The organism is Streptosporangium sp. NPDC006007 (assembly GCF_040614315.1).
Classification (GTDB): domain Bacteria; phylum Actinomycetota; class Actinomycetes; order Streptosporangiales; family Streptosporangiaceae; genus Streptosporangium.
Window position 1 is genome coordinate 138,944 of sequence record NZ_JBEXUG010000008.1, and the last position, 13,538, is coordinate 152,481.

At 66.2% G+C, this 13,538-nt stretch carries 23 protein-coding genes; all 23 read right to left on the reverse strand.

Annotated elements, in window-relative coordinates; genetic code table 11:
- Window positions 1–79 precede the first annotated feature (79 nt).
- Window positions 80–598 carry a 50S ribosomal protein L17 gene (gene rplQ / locus ABZ194_RS09435; RefSeq protein WP_355594165.1) on the reverse strand — a complete coding sequence of 173 codons (519 nt, stop codon included), beginning with the start codon at window positions 596–598 and terminating at the stop codon, window positions 80–82.
- Between the two features lie 89 nt (window positions 599–687).
- The gene (locus ABZ194_RS09440; protein WP_355594167.1) at window positions 688–1,704 is read right to left on the reverse strand and encodes a DNA-directed RNA polymerase subunit alpha; all 1,017 of its coding nucleotides are present in this window, start codon (window positions 1,702–1,704) and stop codon (window positions 688–690) included.
- A gap of 99 nt (window positions 1,705–1,803) precedes the next feature.
- Window positions 1,804–2,430 carry a 30S ribosomal protein S4 gene (rpsD, locus tag ABZ194_RS09445; protein WP_030912875.1) on the reverse strand — a complete coding sequence of 209 codons (627 nt, stop codon included), beginning with the start codon at window positions 2,428–2,430 and terminating at the stop codon, window positions 1,804–1,806.
- 20 nt (window positions 2,431–2,450) lie between these two features.
- Window positions 2,451–2,855, reverse strand: coding sequence for a 30S ribosomal protein S11 (rpsK, locus tag ABZ194_RS09450; RefSeq protein WP_012887860.1), 405 nt, complete (start codon window positions 2,853–2,855; stop codon window positions 2,451–2,453).
- A 45-nt stretch (window positions 2,856–2,900) separates the two neighbouring features.
- The gene (gene rpsM / locus ABZ194_RS09455; RefSeq protein ID WP_355594169.1) at window positions 2,901–3,281 is read right to left on the reverse strand and encodes a 30S ribosomal protein S13; all 381 of its coding nucleotides are present in this window, start codon (window positions 3,279–3,281) and stop codon (window positions 2,901–2,903) included.
- Window positions 3,282–3,491: 210 nt separating this feature from the next.
- Window positions 3,492–3,605 carry a 50S ribosomal protein L36 gene (rpmJ, locus tag ABZ194_RS09460; RefSeq protein WP_003956441.1) on the reverse strand — a complete coding sequence of 38 codons (114 nt, stop codon included), beginning with the start codon at window positions 3,603–3,605 and terminating at the stop codon, window positions 3,492–3,494.
- A gap of 25 nt (window positions 3,606–3,630) precedes the next feature.
- Complete coding sequence (gene infA / locus ABZ194_RS09465) at window positions 3,631–3,852, reverse strand: translation initiation factor IF-1 (protein ID WP_012887858.1); 222 nt, start codon at window positions 3,850–3,852, stop codon at window positions 3,631–3,633.
- A gap of 186 nt (window positions 3,853–4,038) precedes the next feature.
- Window positions 4,039–4,653 (reverse strand): class F sortase, encoded by a 615-nt coding sequence (locus ABZ194_RS09470; protein WP_355594171.1) that lies wholly within the window; start codon window positions 4,651–4,653, stop codon window positions 4,039–4,041.
- Window positions 4,654–4,759: 106 nt separating this feature from the next.
- Complete coding sequence (locus ABZ194_RS09475) at window positions 4,760–5,311, reverse strand: hypothetical protein (RefSeq protein WP_355594173.1); 552 nt, start codon at window positions 5,309–5,311, stop codon at window positions 4,760–4,762.
- Between the two features lie 209 nt (window positions 5,312–5,520).
- Complete coding sequence (locus tag ABZ194_RS09480; protein WP_355594175.1) at window positions 5,521–5,985, reverse strand: hypothetical protein; 465 nt, start codon at window positions 5,983–5,985, stop codon at window positions 5,521–5,523.
- A gap of 106 nt (window positions 5,986–6,091) precedes the next feature.
- The gene (locus ABZ194_RS09485; protein WP_355594177.1) at window positions 6,092–6,511 is read right to left on the reverse strand and encodes a DUF1707 domain-containing protein; all 420 of its coding nucleotides are present in this window, start codon (window positions 6,509–6,511) and stop codon (window positions 6,092–6,094) included.
- Window positions 6,512–6,560: 49 nt separating this feature from the next.
- A complete protein-coding gene (gene map, locus ABZ194_RS09490; RefSeq protein ID WP_355594179.1) occupies window positions 6,561–7,382 on the reverse strand; it encodes a type I methionyl aminopeptidase in 822 nt (273 codons plus the stop codon).
- Window positions 7,383–7,500: 118 nt separating this feature from the next.
- On the reverse strand, window positions 7,501–8,151 hold the full coding sequence (locus tag ABZ194_RS09495; protein ID WP_355594181.1) for an adenylate kinase: 651 nt from the start codon (window positions 8,149–8,151) through the stop codon (window positions 7,501–7,503).
- Window positions 8,151–9,467 (reverse strand): preprotein translocase subunit SecY, encoded by a 1,317-nt coding sequence (gene secY, locus ABZ194_RS09500; protein WP_355594183.1) that lies wholly within the window; start codon window positions 9,465–9,467, stop codon window positions 8,151–8,153. Before secY ends, ABZ194_RS09495 begins: the two co-directional genes overlap by 1 nt.
- A gap of 188 nt (window positions 9,468–9,655) precedes the next feature.
- Complete coding sequence (gene rplO / locus ABZ194_RS09505) at window positions 9,656–10,111, reverse strand: 50S ribosomal protein L15 (protein ID WP_355594185.1); 456 nt, start codon at window positions 10,109–10,111, stop codon at window positions 9,656–9,658.
- A gap of 1 nt (window position 10,112) precedes the next feature.
- Window positions 10,113–10,295: a 50S ribosomal protein L30 gene (gene rpmD, locus ABZ194_RS09510; protein WP_068896549.1), complete on the reverse strand. Its 183-nt coding sequence runs from the start codon at window positions 10,293–10,295 to the stop codon at window positions 10,113–10,115.
- Between the two features lie 4 nt (window positions 10,296–10,299).
- Complete coding sequence (gene rpsE, locus ABZ194_RS09515) at window positions 10,300–10,932, reverse strand: 30S ribosomal protein S5 (protein ID WP_271220150.1); 633 nt, start codon at window positions 10,930–10,932, stop codon at window positions 10,300–10,302.
- A gap of 40 nt (window positions 10,933–10,972) precedes the next feature.
- A complete protein-coding gene (gene rplR, locus ABZ194_RS09520) occupies window positions 10,973–11,356 on the reverse strand; it encodes a 50S ribosomal protein L18 (RefSeq protein ID WP_355594188.1) in 384 nt (127 codons plus the stop codon).
- A gap of 2 nt (window positions 11,357–11,358) precedes the next feature.
- Window positions 11,359–11,901: a 50S ribosomal protein L6 gene (gene rplF, locus ABZ194_RS09525; protein WP_355594190.1), complete on the reverse strand. Its 543-nt coding sequence runs from the start codon at window positions 11,899–11,901 to the stop codon at window positions 11,359–11,361.
- A gap of 17 nt (window positions 11,902–11,918) precedes the next feature.
- Window positions 11,919–12,317 carry a 30S ribosomal protein S8 gene (gene rpsH, locus ABZ194_RS09530; RefSeq protein WP_355594192.1) on the reverse strand — a complete coding sequence of 133 codons (399 nt, stop codon included), beginning with the start codon at window positions 12,315–12,317 and terminating at the stop codon, window positions 11,919–11,921.
- A 141-nt stretch (window positions 12,318–12,458) separates the two neighbouring features.
- On the reverse strand, window positions 12,459–12,644 hold the full coding sequence (locus ABZ194_RS09535) for a type Z 30S ribosomal protein S14 (protein ID WP_012887844.1): 186 nt from the start codon (window positions 12,642–12,644) through the stop codon (window positions 12,459–12,461).
- A gap of 2 nt (window positions 12,645–12,646) precedes the next feature.
- A complete protein-coding gene (gene rplE, locus ABZ194_RS09540) occupies window positions 12,647–13,231 on the reverse strand; it encodes a 50S ribosomal protein L5 (protein ID WP_355594194.1) in 585 nt (194 codons plus the stop codon).
- A complete protein-coding gene (rplX, locus tag ABZ194_RS09545; RefSeq protein ID WP_355594283.1) occupies window positions 13,231–13,530 on the reverse strand; it encodes a 50S ribosomal protein L24 in 300 nt (99 codons plus the stop codon). The genes rplE and rplX overlap by 1 nt, the downstream gene beginning before the upstream one ends.
- Window positions 13,531–13,538: the final 8 nt, after the last annotated feature.

The following is a 13,538-nucleotide window of genomic DNA, read 5'->3' on the forward strand; positions in this document are numbered from 1 at the left end:
ATGTTCCTTTCGGAGAACGTAAAACGGGTCCGGCGTCTCCCCCTAGGGGATGCCGGACCCGTTCACAGAGCCTGAAAAATCAGGCGTTGTCCTTCTTGGCCTCGGTCTCCTCGGCCGGAGTCTCGGCGGCCTCCGGCTCCTCGGCGGCCTCGGCCTTGGTCTCCTCGACGGGAGCCTCGGTGACCTTCGGCTCCTTCTTGGCCGCGGCCGGGGCCTGGCTGCCGACGCGGACCGTGTTCAGCGGCTCGGCCACCAGCTCGATGACGGCCATGGGGGCGGCGTCGCCCTTACGGAGGCCGATCTTCGTGATGCGGGTGTAGCCACCGGGGCGCTCGGCGAAGGTCGGCGCGATCTCGGTGAAGAGGTGGTGGACGACGCTCTTGTCACGGACGACCCTCAGCACCTGGCGACGGTTGTGCATGTCGCCCTTCTTCGCCTTGGTGATCAGCCTCTCCGCCAGCGGACGGAGGCGCTTGGCCTTCGTCTCGGTGGTCTTGATCCGGCCGTGCTGGAACAGCTGGGTGGCGAGGTTCGCCAGAATCAGCCGCTCGTGAGCCGGGCTGCCGCCGAGACGGGCACCCTTGGTAGGCCTGGGCATTTCGTTCTCCTTGAGAGTTAACCCGCCGCGGCCGTACGAGGTACCGCGGTCGGGCCGGGGATCCGCGGACCCCCGTCAGTAGTAGAAAATCAGTACTGCTCGGTCTCGGCGTACGCGCTGTCGTCGTCGTCGTAGCCGCCGCCGGCCACCGCGCTGGGGTCGAACCCGGGCGGGGAGTCCTTCAGCGCGAGCGTCATCTCGTGCAGCTTCTGCTTGACCTCTTCTATGGACTTCGCGCCGAAGTTCCTTATGTCGAGGAGGTCCTGCTCGCTGCGGGCGACGAGTTCACCCACGGTGTGGATGCCCTCGCGCTTGAGGCAGTTGTAGGAGCGGACGGTGAGGTTCAGCTCCTCGATCGGCAGCGCCAGGTCGGCGGCCAGGGCCGCGTCCGTCGGCGACGGGCCGATGTCGATGCCCTCGGCCTCGACGTTGAGCTCGCGGGCGAGACCGAACAGCTCGACCAGGGTCTTACCGGCCGAGGCCACCGCGTCGCGGGGCTTCATGCACGGCTTGGTCTCGACGTCCAGGATCAGACGGTCGAAGTCGGTGCGCTGCTCGACACGGGTCGCCTCGACCTTGTAGGTGACCTTGAGGACCGGCGAGTAGATGGAGTCGATCGGGATGCGGCCGATCTCCTGGCCGGGCTGCTTGTTCTGCGCGGCGGAGACGTAGCCGCGACCGCGCTCGACGGTCAGCTCCATCTCCAGCTTCGCCTTGCCGTTCAGCGTGGCGATGCGCAGCTCGGGGTTGTGCACCTCGACACCGGCCGGGGGCGCGATGTCGGCGGCGGTGACGTCACCGGGGCCCTGCTTGCGCAGGTACATGACCACCGGCTCGTCGTGCTCCGAGGAGACGACCAGTTCCTTGAGGTTCAGGATGATGTCGGTGACATCCTCCTTGACACCCGGCACGGTGGAGAACTCGTGCAGCACGCCCTCGATGCGGATGCTGGTCACGGCCGCACCCGGGATGGACGACAGCAGGGTGCGCCGGAGCGAGTTGCCGATGGTGTAGCCGAAACCCGGCTCCAGCGGCTCGATGATGAACTTGGACCTGGTCTCCTCAAGGGCTTCCTCAAGAAGGGTCGGTCGCTGAGCGATCAGCATGTGGGATCTCCCCCTGAATGGCGACGCCCGCTATTTGACGTCGCTCGTACAACAGCATAGGTGCCGTACGGCGAACCGCACGGCACCTGGCAGGAGCCGCTACTTGGAGTAGAGCTCGACGATCAGCTGTTCCTGGACCTGGGTGTCAATCTGCTGACGGACCGGGAGCTGGTGCACCAGGACGCGGAGCGCGTCCGGGACGACGCCCAGCCACGCCGGGTACGTCTTGTCACCGGCGGTGGCGCGGGCGACCTCGTAGGGCAGAAGGTTGCGCGACTTCTCACGGACCTCGACGATGTCGTGCTCACGCACGCGGTACGACGGGATGTCGACCTTCTTGCCGTTCACCAGGATGTGGCCGTGCCGGACCTGCTGACGGGCCGCGTCGCGGGACTCGGCGAAACCGGCGCGGTAGACCACGTTGTCGAGACGGCTCTCCAGGATCTGGAGAAGGTTCTCGCCGGTCTTGCCGGTCTTGCGGTTGGCTTCCTCGTAGTAGTTGTGGAACTGCTTCTCAAGGACGCCGTAGATGCGACGGGTCTTCTGCTTCTCGCGGAGCTGGAGCTGGTACTCAGACTCCTTGGGCCGGCCGCGGCCGTGCTCACCCGGCGGGTAAGGACGGATCTCGATGGGGCATTTCGCGGACTCGCACTTCTTGCCCTTGAGGAAGAGCTTGGTCTTCTCCCTACGGCAGAGCTTGCAGTCCGCACCCGTGTAACGAGCCATTTTCTATCTTCTCCTGGGCGTCAGACGCGACGGCGCTTGGGCGGACGGCAACCGTTGTGCGGAACGGGGGTGACGTCTTGGATGGAACCGACCTCAAGGCCGGTCGCCTGCAGCGAACGGATCGCGGTCTCACGGCCGGAACCGGGGCCCTTGACGAAGACGTCGACCTTGCGCATGCCGTGCTCCATGGCCCGGCGCGCGGCGTTCTCGGCGGCCATCTGCGCGGCGAACGGGGTGGACTTACGGGAGCCCTTGAACCCGACGTGGCCGGCGCTGGCCCAGGAGATCACGTTCCCGCTCGGGTCGGTGATCGAAACGATGGTGTTGTTGAACGTGCTCTTGATGTGGGCGTGCCCGTGAGCGACGTTCTTCTTTTCCTTGCGGCGCACCTTCTTCGGGGCACCCTGACGGCTCTTAGGAGGCATTCTTTGCCTTCACTCCTGAGGTCTTCGGTCCTGCGGCTACGCGGACTACTTCTTACCGGGCTTCTTCTTGCCGGCCACGGTCTTCTTCTTGCCCTTACGGGTGCGTGCGTTGGTCTGCGTGCGCTGACCGTGCACCGGAAGGCCACGGCGGTGCCGGATGCCCTGGTAGCACTGAATCTCGATCTTGCGACGGATGTCGGCCTGAACTTCGCGGCGGAGGTCACCCTCGATCTTGAAGTTCGCCTCGATGTAGTCGCGCAGCGGCACGAGCTCTTCGTCGGTGAGCTGGTGAACCCGGAGGTCTCCGCTCACGCCGGTGGCCTTGAGGGTTTCGAGCGCGCGAGTGCGACCGATCCCGAAAATGTAGGTGAGAGCGATCTCCAGCCGCTTGTCGCGGGGGAGGTCGACGCCAACCAGGCGAGCCATGGTCGGGCATTCTCCTTCGTTGTGGCGGAGGTCCTGCGCCTCACCTCCCCTCCCCATGCCCGGGGTGAGGGCCCCGGCCTCCGACCGGGGGTCTCCTGCGGGGTACGGCCGTGGCCGCCTGCGCAGGTGTGAAACGCGATTACTTTGTGGCCCCACATGGGTCGAGTCCGCCACTGATGAGCGGACTCCATGGGGACCTGTTGGCTGCGACTAGCCCTGACGCTGCTTGTGGCGCAGGTTGTCGCAGATCACCATGACACGACCGTGCCGGCGGATCACCTTGCACTTGTCGCAGATCTTCTTGACGCTCGGCTTGACCTTCATAGTCCCTTGTTCGTCCCTCAGACGCTTACTTGTATCGGTAGACGATCCGCCCACGACTGAGGTCGTAGGGGCTCAGTTCGACGACAACCCTGTCGTCAGGAAGGATCCGGATGTAGTGCATCCGCATCCGCCCGCTGATGTGGGCCAGGACCTTATGGCCGTTGTCGAGCTGCACCCGGAACATCGCGTTCGGGAGCGACTCAACCACAGTGCCCTCGATCTCGATGGCGCCGTCCTTCTTGGCCATGTCCCTCGCGTTTCACTGATCGGTCGTCTGAGGCTTCGGAACACTAAGCAGCCGCGACCCAGCGCTTCGATGAGAGCGGCGGTTGCGACACCGCCGACGCGCAATGGGCCATAGTGAACCGAAAAAGGAGTGTACGGCACCAGGCGAGGAAATACGAAGCAGACGGCCGGTGCCTTGACACAACCGCTATTCAGGATACCGCAGATCTGAGGTGAGATATGCCGCACGGTACACCGCGTGGACGATCACGTTGTCGGCATAGGAGCGTCTTGCCTGGTCGAAGGCGCCGCCGCAGGTGACAAGCCTGAGCCGCCTGCCGCCCGTCGACCCGTACACCCGGTCGGCGGGAAACCGGCTCTTGGGGGCCTGCTCCAGCCGTTCCACCGCGAAGACCGCCACGGTGCCGTCCCCGCGCGCCACCCCGATCGAGTCCCCGGACCTCAGCTCACCGAGCCGGGCGAACACCGCGGGCCCGGTCCTGGTGTCGAGGTGGCCGACGATGACCGCGGAGCCGGGCTCTCCCGGCGTCGGGCCCTCGCCGTACCAGCCCGCGGCGTCGGCGTGGTCGAGCGGCGGCACGGCCAGCCGGCCGCCGCCGTCCACTCCGAGCACCACCAGCGGGGCGTTCACCCCGATCCTCGGGATCATGACGCGGGTCGGCTCGGCGCGGCCCGGCAGCCGGGTGAGCGGCGTCGGCCAGCCGGGGCCGCCGAACCCGGTCCACCCCGGTGACGCGTCCACCCGGACGCCCACCGGCCACCGCGCCCCGTCGCCGGGCACGGCTCCGCCACACCCGGTCATCAGGATGAGGCCCGCCAGCGCGCAGGCGAGGGGGATGGATCCGTGCCCGCCCGGAGCGCGGTCCCGCCGATGACCCGCGTAAGCAGTCCCGGACGGGCACGGAAGTCTAGTGATCGCTCCTTCTGCGGTGTCCGCGCGCCAGCGCGAGACCCGCCCCCAGAACCGTCACGACCATGACGAGCGCCCCGAAGAGCCAGGCCGTGCGCGCGGGGCTGTCGGAGACCGTCATGGCGAGGCCGCCCCCGCCGGTGTCGGGGGCGGCGGTGGGGTGCAGGTCGTCCACGACGAAGGTGCCGTTGTACGGCCCGCCCCTGACGCAGCGGACGGTGATGGCGTAGGTTCCGGGCGCGGCGTGCGAGCTGATGCGGGCGGTGCCCCGCATCGTCTCGGCGCCCTCCCTGAGCCGTGCCGAGGTGGCGTGGAACGCGGCCGAGTAGGCGGTCGCCGGAGCGACACACGAATTCGCCGAGATGCTCACAAGCTGCCCGGGACGGACCGTGGACGGCGTGACCCGCACATCGCCGGCCCCGCCACCGGTCCCGGTGGCGCCGGCGACCCCGGCCGTACCGCCCACGAACACGGAGAACACGGCGACACCCGCCGCCGCCGCGCCCGTCACGGCCCTGCCCGACGCCACCGGGTCTCGCCTGAGGCCCATCCCCCACCTCCACCTCACGGCGTGCCCCGACAACGATCACCTACCCTGCCTCACCTGCCCCAACTGCCCCTGGCGGTAAAGTTCTGACAGAACGCGAAAAGCCCTCCGATGACCTGATCATCGGAGGGCTTGCCGACGTTGTCAGTGTTGGCGGCCCGGCCGGCGCCGGTGGGCGGCGCGCGCCCCGGTGAAGATCCGTGATCACCGCATCAGAAGGCGTCACCCCAGCCGCCGCAGTCGTCGAAGCGGTTGCCGCCCTCGCAGACCCGGACCTTGAAGTCGTCGAAGCCGTCGTCCTTGCTGAAACCGCCGAACCTGTCGAAGTGCCGGCCGCCGGAGGTCTTGTAGTACTTGACGTGGCTGCCGGAGTCGTCATGCCACTTGAACCACACGTAGCTGGACTCGCGGTCGTGGTCCCGGTCGGACAGGTCGCCGAAGAACCAGTAGTGGCCGCTCTCCTTGTACCAGTACCCCTTGAACAGGGACCGGTGACCGGAGTCCTCGCCACCGCCGAAGCGCGAGTAGTAAGGGCCGAAGAAGTGTTTGCCCGGAGCCTGCGCCGACTGGGCGGCGGCCGTGCCGGCGGTCGCGGCCTGGGCGGGCGCCGCGGCCAGGCCCGCGGCGAGGAAACCGACGAGGGCGGTGCCGACGACAAGGGTGGGGATCTTTCGCATGTCTTCCTCCGGTGAGGGGTGCCGCTCTTCCGAACACCGCCCACACTAGGAAGCCCTCTCGCCCCGGTCTGCGGAGGAATACGCACTCACCCCGCAGAGTGGACTATTACCGCTTCGCCTTGCCGTCCGGGTCGGCGAAGAACGTGCTGAGCAGCAGCACCACCCCCCACGGCCCCATCACCCAGAGCGGCCACGGATAGGGGAAGTCGAGGCCGTTGGTCACGCCGAGGATGAACCAGATCGTCCAGTTGACACCGCTGGCCACCGCCCAGGTGGCCCAGAGCGCCTTGACGCCCTTGTGCCGCGCCTCACTCCGCCGCTCCGGGTGGTTCTGGGAGGTCGCGGGGAGTCGTCGCAGGTCGACGTCGGGAAGGTCGGAGGTGAGCGTGGCGAGCTCGCCGTACGTCTTGCTGGTGTAGAGCCGCTCCAGCCGCTCGTCGAACTCCTCGCCGGTGAGCCGGCCCTGGGCATAGTGCTCGCGCAGCACGGTGGCGACCTTGTCCCGGTCTCCATCCGAGGCTCGCATCTCCGGACCAGGCACCATCGTCGACCACATCCACTCGTGAACGGGCAGGTCAGCTACCCGTATCTCCCAACAGTCCGGTAAGCCGCTCTTTACCTCCGTCAAGGGCGGTCAGTACCCAAGGTCCATTATGTGTCACGGCGACGCTGTGCTCGAAGTGCGCGGACGCTTTGCCGTCCACGGTGACAACGGTCCAGTCGTCGGCCAGCACCTTGGTCCGGTCGGTGCCGAGGTTGACCATCGGCTCGACCGCGAAGCACATGCCCGGCTCGAAGCGCGGCCCCCTGCCCGGCTTGCCGTGGTTGGCGACCCAGGGGTCCATGTGCATCTCGGTGCCGATGCCGTGCCCGCCGTACTCCTGGGGGATGCCGTAGCGGCCCTGGGAGCGGACGTATCTCTCCACCTCGTGGCCGATGTCGGACAGGTGGCGGCCCACGGTGAGCGCGGCGATCCCCCGCCACATGGCCTCCTCGGTGACCCGCATCAGCTCGGTCAGCCCGGGGCTCACCTCGCCGACCGGGACGGTGATGGCCGAGTCGCCGTGCCAGCCGTCCAGGATGGCGCCGCAGTCGATGGAGATGACGTCGCCCTCCCGCAGCGCACGCCGGCTGCTCGGAATGCCGTGAACGACCTCGTGGTTCACCGACGCGCAGATCGTGGCCGGGAAACCCTGGTAACCCTTGAAGGAGGGAACGGCGCCCTCACCCCGGATGGCCTTCTCCGCGATCCCGTCGAGATCCAGGGGTGTCATCCCCGGCTGGACGCTCTCGCGGAGCAGCTGCAGGGTCCGGCCGACCACCAGGCCCGCCGCCCGCATCCTCTCCAGTTGCTCGGGCGTCTTTATCTGGATTCCGTGCCTGTTCTTTTTGAACACGTGCTCCCCCCCTGGGGTGATTCAACGGACAATTCGGGAGCCCAATTCCCCCAATTGTGCCCTAAACGACAGCACGCCATCCATGAGACGTCATGGATGGCGTGCTAGAGAGACGCAGCTAACCCGCGAAGGGGCTCAGAGCCTCCATCGCGCGCTGGGTGACCTCTTCCACCGGACCGGTCGCGTCCACCCCGACCAGGATGCCCTCGTCGGCGTAGAAGGAGACGAGCGGGGCGGTCTGCTCCTGGTAGACCTCCAGCCGGTGCCGGACGGTCCGTTCCTTGTCGTCGTCGCGCTGGTAGAGCCGCCCGCCGCAGGCGTCGCAGATGTCGTCCTTCTTGTCGTCGAAGTCGACGTGCCAGATACGCCCGCACTGGCTGCAGGTCCGGCGCCCGGCCAGCCGGCGCACGACCTCCTCGTCGTCCACCACGAGCTCCAGGACGAGGTCCAGGCCGACCCCGAACTCGGCGAGCATCTTCTTCAGGATCTCGGCCTGGGGCACGTTCCTGGGGAAGCCGTCGAGCAGGAAGCCGTCGAGCGCGTCACACTCGGAGAGGCGGTCTCGCACCATCGCGATGGTCACCTTGTCGGGTACAAGGTCGCCACGGTCCATGTACTCCTTGGCAAGTCTGCCGAGTTCCGTGCCACCCGAGACATTGGCGCGGAAGATGTCACCTGTCGAAATCTTCGGGATGGACAGGTTCGATGCGATGAACTGGGCCTGCGTCCCCTTACCCGCTCCGGGGGGCCCGACCAGGACAAGGCGCACTATTTCAGGAAACCTTCATAGTTGCGCTGCTGGAGCTGGCTCTCGATCTGCTTCACGGTGTCCAGGCCGACACCAACCATGATCAGAATGCTCGTCCCTCCGAACGGGAAGTTCTGGCTCGCACCGACGAGGGCTAGAGCGACGATCGGCACCATGGAGATCAGGCCCAGATAGAGCGCACCAGGAGCGGTGAGTCGCGTGAGCACGTAGTTCAGGTACTCAGCCGTCGGCCGGCCCGGGCGGATACCCGGGATGAACCCACCGTACTTCTTCATGTTGTCGGCGACTTCAACGGGGTTGAAGGTAATGGACACATAGAAGTAGGTGAAGAAGACGATCAGCAGGAAGAAGGTCAGCATGTAAGCCGGGGTGTCGCCCGAGACCAGGTTCTGGTTGATCCACTGGACGACGGCGTTCGGCTCCTCCTGGGAGTTGGTGAAGAGCGTGGTGACCAACTGCGGGAGGTAGAGCAGCGAGGAGGCGAAGATGACGGGGATGATGCCCGCCTGGTTCACCTTCAGCGGGATGTAGGTCGAGGTCCCGCCGTACATCCGGCGCCCCACCAGGCGCTTGGCGTACTGCACCGGAATCCGGCGCTGGGCCTGCTCGACCATGACCACCAGGCCGATCATCGCGATGCCTGTGACGATCACCACGCTGAAGACGAAGAGGCCCTTGGTGCGGGCGATGGTCATCAATTCGACCGGGAAGACCGCGATGACCTGGGTGAAGATCAGAATGGACATGCCGTTGCCGACGCCTCGGTCGGTGACGAGCTCACCCAGCCACATGATGACCGCGGTACCGGCGGTCATGGTGAGCACCATCGTGAGGATGGCGAAGATGTTGTCCTTGTCCAGCAGGATGTCCTCGCGGCACTGCGGGAACAGCTGCCCGCTGCGCGCGAGGGCGATGAAGGCGGTTGATTGGAGAACCGCAAGGCCGATGGTCAGATAACGCGTATACTGTGTGATCTTGGTCTGGCCGGCCTGGCCCTCCTTCTTGAGGGCCTCCAGACGGGGGATCACCACGACCAGAAGCTGAAGGATGATGCTTGCGGTGATGTACGGCATGATGCCGAGGGCGAACACCGACAGCTTCAGCAGCGCGCCACCGCTGAACAACTGCACCATTCCATAGATGTTGCCCGCGTCTCCGGCCTTCGCCTGGTTGAGACAGCGGCTGATGTTCTCCGTATGCACGCCCGGAGTCGGAAGAACCGAACCGAGTCGGAACAGCGCGATGATGCCCAGGGTGAAGAGCAACTTCTTGCGCAGGTCCGGCGTACGGAACGCTCGGGTAAACGCGGTCAGCACGGTCCCTCCTGCGCGCCTAAAAGGCGAGGTCGGTCAGCGATGGTGCGGGGGTGTTCCATCTTTGCCACATCAAGTCAACGAGCTCGTGGAAACGAGTTGAGTCTTGCTGTCCAGCGAACTCTAACGCACTACGGGCGCGGGGGCCCATAATGAGCCCCCGCGCCGCGTATTCATGCCTACAGCTTCATCTACAGCTCGGAGACGGAGCCCCCGGCAGCGGCGATCTTCTCCTTGGCACTGGCGGAGAAGGCGTGCGCCCGCACGTTCAACGCCACAGAGAGATCACCGGTTCCCAGGACCTTCACCAGCTGATTCTTACGGACCGCGCCCTTGGCGACCAGCGCCTCGACGGTGACGTCGCCACCCTCGGGGAACAGCTCGCCGAGCCTGTCCAGGTTGACGACCTGGTAGGTCGTCTTGAAAAGGGCGTTGGAGAAGCCCTTCATCTTGGGCAGGCGGCGCTGGAGCGGAACCTGGCCACCCTCGAAACCGAGGGGAACCTTGTTCCTGGCCCTCGTGCCCTTGGTACCGCGACCGGAACTCTTGCCCTTGGACGCCTCGCCACGACCCTTGCGGACCTTGGACTTGTTGGCGCCGGGGGCCGGACGCAGGTGGTGGATACGGAGCGGAGTGTTCTCTGCCATGTCAGTCGACCTCTTCCACGGTGACGAGGTGCGTCACCACGGAGACCATGCCGCGGATCTCCGGGCGGTCCTCCTTGACGACGACGTCGCCGATTCGCTTCAGACCGAGCGAACGCAGCGAGTCACGCTGGTTCTGCTTGCCGCCGATCTTGGAGCGGACCTGCGTGATCTTCAGGCGTGCCATCGGTTCAGCTCACCGCCTTGGCTGCCGCGGCCTCGGCGAGGCCCTCGGCGCGAGCCTTGAGCATCGCCTTGGGGGCGACGTCCTCGATCGGCAGGCCACGGCGGGCCGCGATCTCCTCGGGGCGGCTGAGGCCCTTCAGAGCGGCCACGGTGGCGTGCACGATGTTGATCGGGTTGTCCGAGCCAAGCGACTTGGACAGGACGTCGTGGATGCCGGCGCACTCCAGGACGGCGCGCACCGGGCCACCGGCGATGACGCCGGTACCGGGCGAGGCCGGACGGAGGAAGACGACACCCGCGGCCTCTTCACCCTGCACGATGTGCGGGATGGTGCCCTGGATGCGGGGCACCCTGAAGAAGTGCTTCTTGGCCTCTTCGACGCCCTTGGCGATGGCGGCCGGAACTTCCTTGGCCTTGCCGTAGCCGACGCCGACCATGCCGTTGCCGTCACCGACGATGACGAGGGCGGTGAAGCTGAAGCGACGACCACCCTTCACGACCTTGGCCACTCGATTGATCTTTACGACGCGCTCGATGTACGAGACGCCCTTGTCGGCGTTGCCACCGCGGCGATCGTCACGACGACCATCACGCCGCTCGCCACCGGCGGCGCCACCGCGACGCGGAGCTCCAGCCATCAGTGGTTCCTCTTCTCGTTGCTCTTGTTAGAACGGGCCATCAGAACTCCAGCCCGCCTTCACGGGCACTGTCCGCGAGAGCGGCCAGGCGGCCCGCGTAACGGTTTCCACCACGGTCGAACACGACCGCGGTGATCCCGGCGGCCTTGGCCCGCTGAGCGAGAAGCTCGCCGACCTGCTTCGCCTTGTCGGTCTTGGCGCCCGGCGCCGTGCGCAGGGAGGCGTCCATGGTGGAGGCGCTCACCAGCGTGTGACCCTGGGAGTCGTCGACGATCTGCACGAACAGGTGTCGCGTGGAACGATTGACGACCAGGCGCGGACGCTGGGCCGTACCGACCACCTTCTTGCGGACTCGGCCGTGGCGGCGGGCCCGCGAGACGGCGCGGGCGGCCGTGTGCTTGCCGAACGCAGTCTTGCCAGCCATGCCTACTTACCAGCCTTTCCGACCTTGCGGCGGATAACCTCGCCCTGGTAACGCACGCCCTTGCCCTTGTAGGGGTCGGGCTTGCGCAACTTACGGATGTTCGCGGCGATCTCGCCGACCTTCTGCTTGTCGATGCCGTCCACATGGAACAGGGTCGGCTTCTCCACGCGGAAGGAGACACCCTCGGGGGCGTCCACGATCACCGGGTGGCTGAAGCCGAGAGCGAACTCAAGCTGAGTCGGGCTCTTGGCCTGCACACGGTAACCGACACCCACGATCTCCAGGGTCTTGGAGTATCCCTGGGTCACACCGGTCACCATGTTGGCGATCAGCGTGCGGGACAGCCCGTGCAGCGCACGGACCTTGTTCTCGTCGTTGGGGCGCGTGACGGTTACCACACCGTCGTCACCCTTGGCGACGTCGATCGGCTCAGCGATCTTCTGAAAGAGGGTGCCCTTGGGACCCTTGACCGTGACGTCCCGGCCGTCGATGGCGACGTCCACGCCGTTCGGTACAGGGATGGGCAGCCGTCCGATTCTCGACATGCTGTGATTTCTCCCTTCTACCAAACGAAGGCGAGGACTTCCCCGCCCACTCCACGCTTGCCGGCCTGCTTGTCGGTCATGAGTCCACCGGACGTCGAGATGATCGCGACGCCCAGTCCACCCAGGACCCGGGGCAGGTTGTCCTTCTTCGCATAGACCCGCAGACCGGGCTTGGAAACCCGGCGCAGGCCAGAGAGCGACCGCTCACGGCTCGGCCCGAACTTGAGCTCCACCACGAGGTTCTTTCCGACCTTGGCGTCCTCGACGCTCCAGGCCTGGATGTAACCCTCCTGCTGGAGGATCTCGGCGATGTGCGCCTTGATCTTCGAGTACGGCATCGCCACGGTGTCGTGGTACGCCGAGTTCGCGTTTCGCAGACGCGTCAGCATGTCTGCGATCGGGTCGGTCATCGTCATGGCCGGTGGCCTTCCTCACCGCGGTTTCCGCAAGGGACCTTCGGTGCGGTCATGGGCGCTTGAGGCAGCGCCCGGTGAATACGACTTCTCTATGGGGCTGGTACCGCGCGGCCCGCGGTGCTCGCGGGCCGCGCGGTCGTACTACCAGCTCGACTTGGTGATGCCGGGCAGCTCGCCCCGGTGCGCCATCTCACGGAAGCAGATGCGGCACAGGCCGAACTTCCGGTAGACGGCGCGGGGACGACCACAGCGCGAGCACCGAGTGTACGCCCGGACCTCGAACTTGGCCTTGCGAGCAGCCTTGACCTTGAGCGACGTCTTCGCCATGATCAGGCCTCCTTGAAGGGGAATCCGAGAAGCTTGAGCAGCGCCCGGCCCTGGTCGTCGGTCTTAGCGGTGGTCACGACCGTGATGTCCATGCCACGCTGGCGGTCGACCTTGTCCTGGTCGATCTCGTGGAACATGACCTGCTCGGTGAGACCGAAGGTGTAGTTGCCGTTGCCGTCGAACTGCTTGGGCGACAGACCGCGGAAGTCACGGATGCGGGGCAGCGCCAGCGAGAGCAGCCGGTCGAGGAACTCCCACATGCGGTCACCGCGGAGCGTGACGTGGGCGCCGATCGGCATGCCCTCGCGCAGCTTGAACTGGGCGATGGACTTGCGTGCCCGGACGACCGCCGGCTTCTGACCGGTGATCGCGGTGAGGTCACGGACCGCGCCGTCGATGAGCTTCGAGTCGCGCGCGGCCTCGCCGACACCCATGTTCACCTTGATCTTGGTGATCGTGGGCACCAGCATGATGTTCTCGAACCCGAACTGCTCGTTCAGCTTCGCGATGATCTCTTCGCGGTAGCGCTGCTTGAGGCGCGGAACGGGACGGCCGACCTCGACGGTCTCTGTGGTGTTCGCGGTCATCAGTTGTCCTCACCCGACTCGTCAGAGCCGGCCTTCTTGGCCGGCTCCTTCTTGGCAGGCTTCTCGTCATCCTTGAGCTTCTTGACGTTGCTCACGTGGATGGGAGCCTCCATGGTCTGCACACCGCCGGTCTTGGCGCCGCGCGGTCCCTGGTGGGTCTCCTTGGAGTGCTTCTTGATCATGTTGACGCCCTCGACGACCACGCGGTCCTCGCGCGGGAAGGCGGCGATCACACGACCCTGGGTACCCTTGTACTTGCCGGCGATGACAAGGACCAGGTCGCCCTTCTTGACATGCAGCTTCGGCA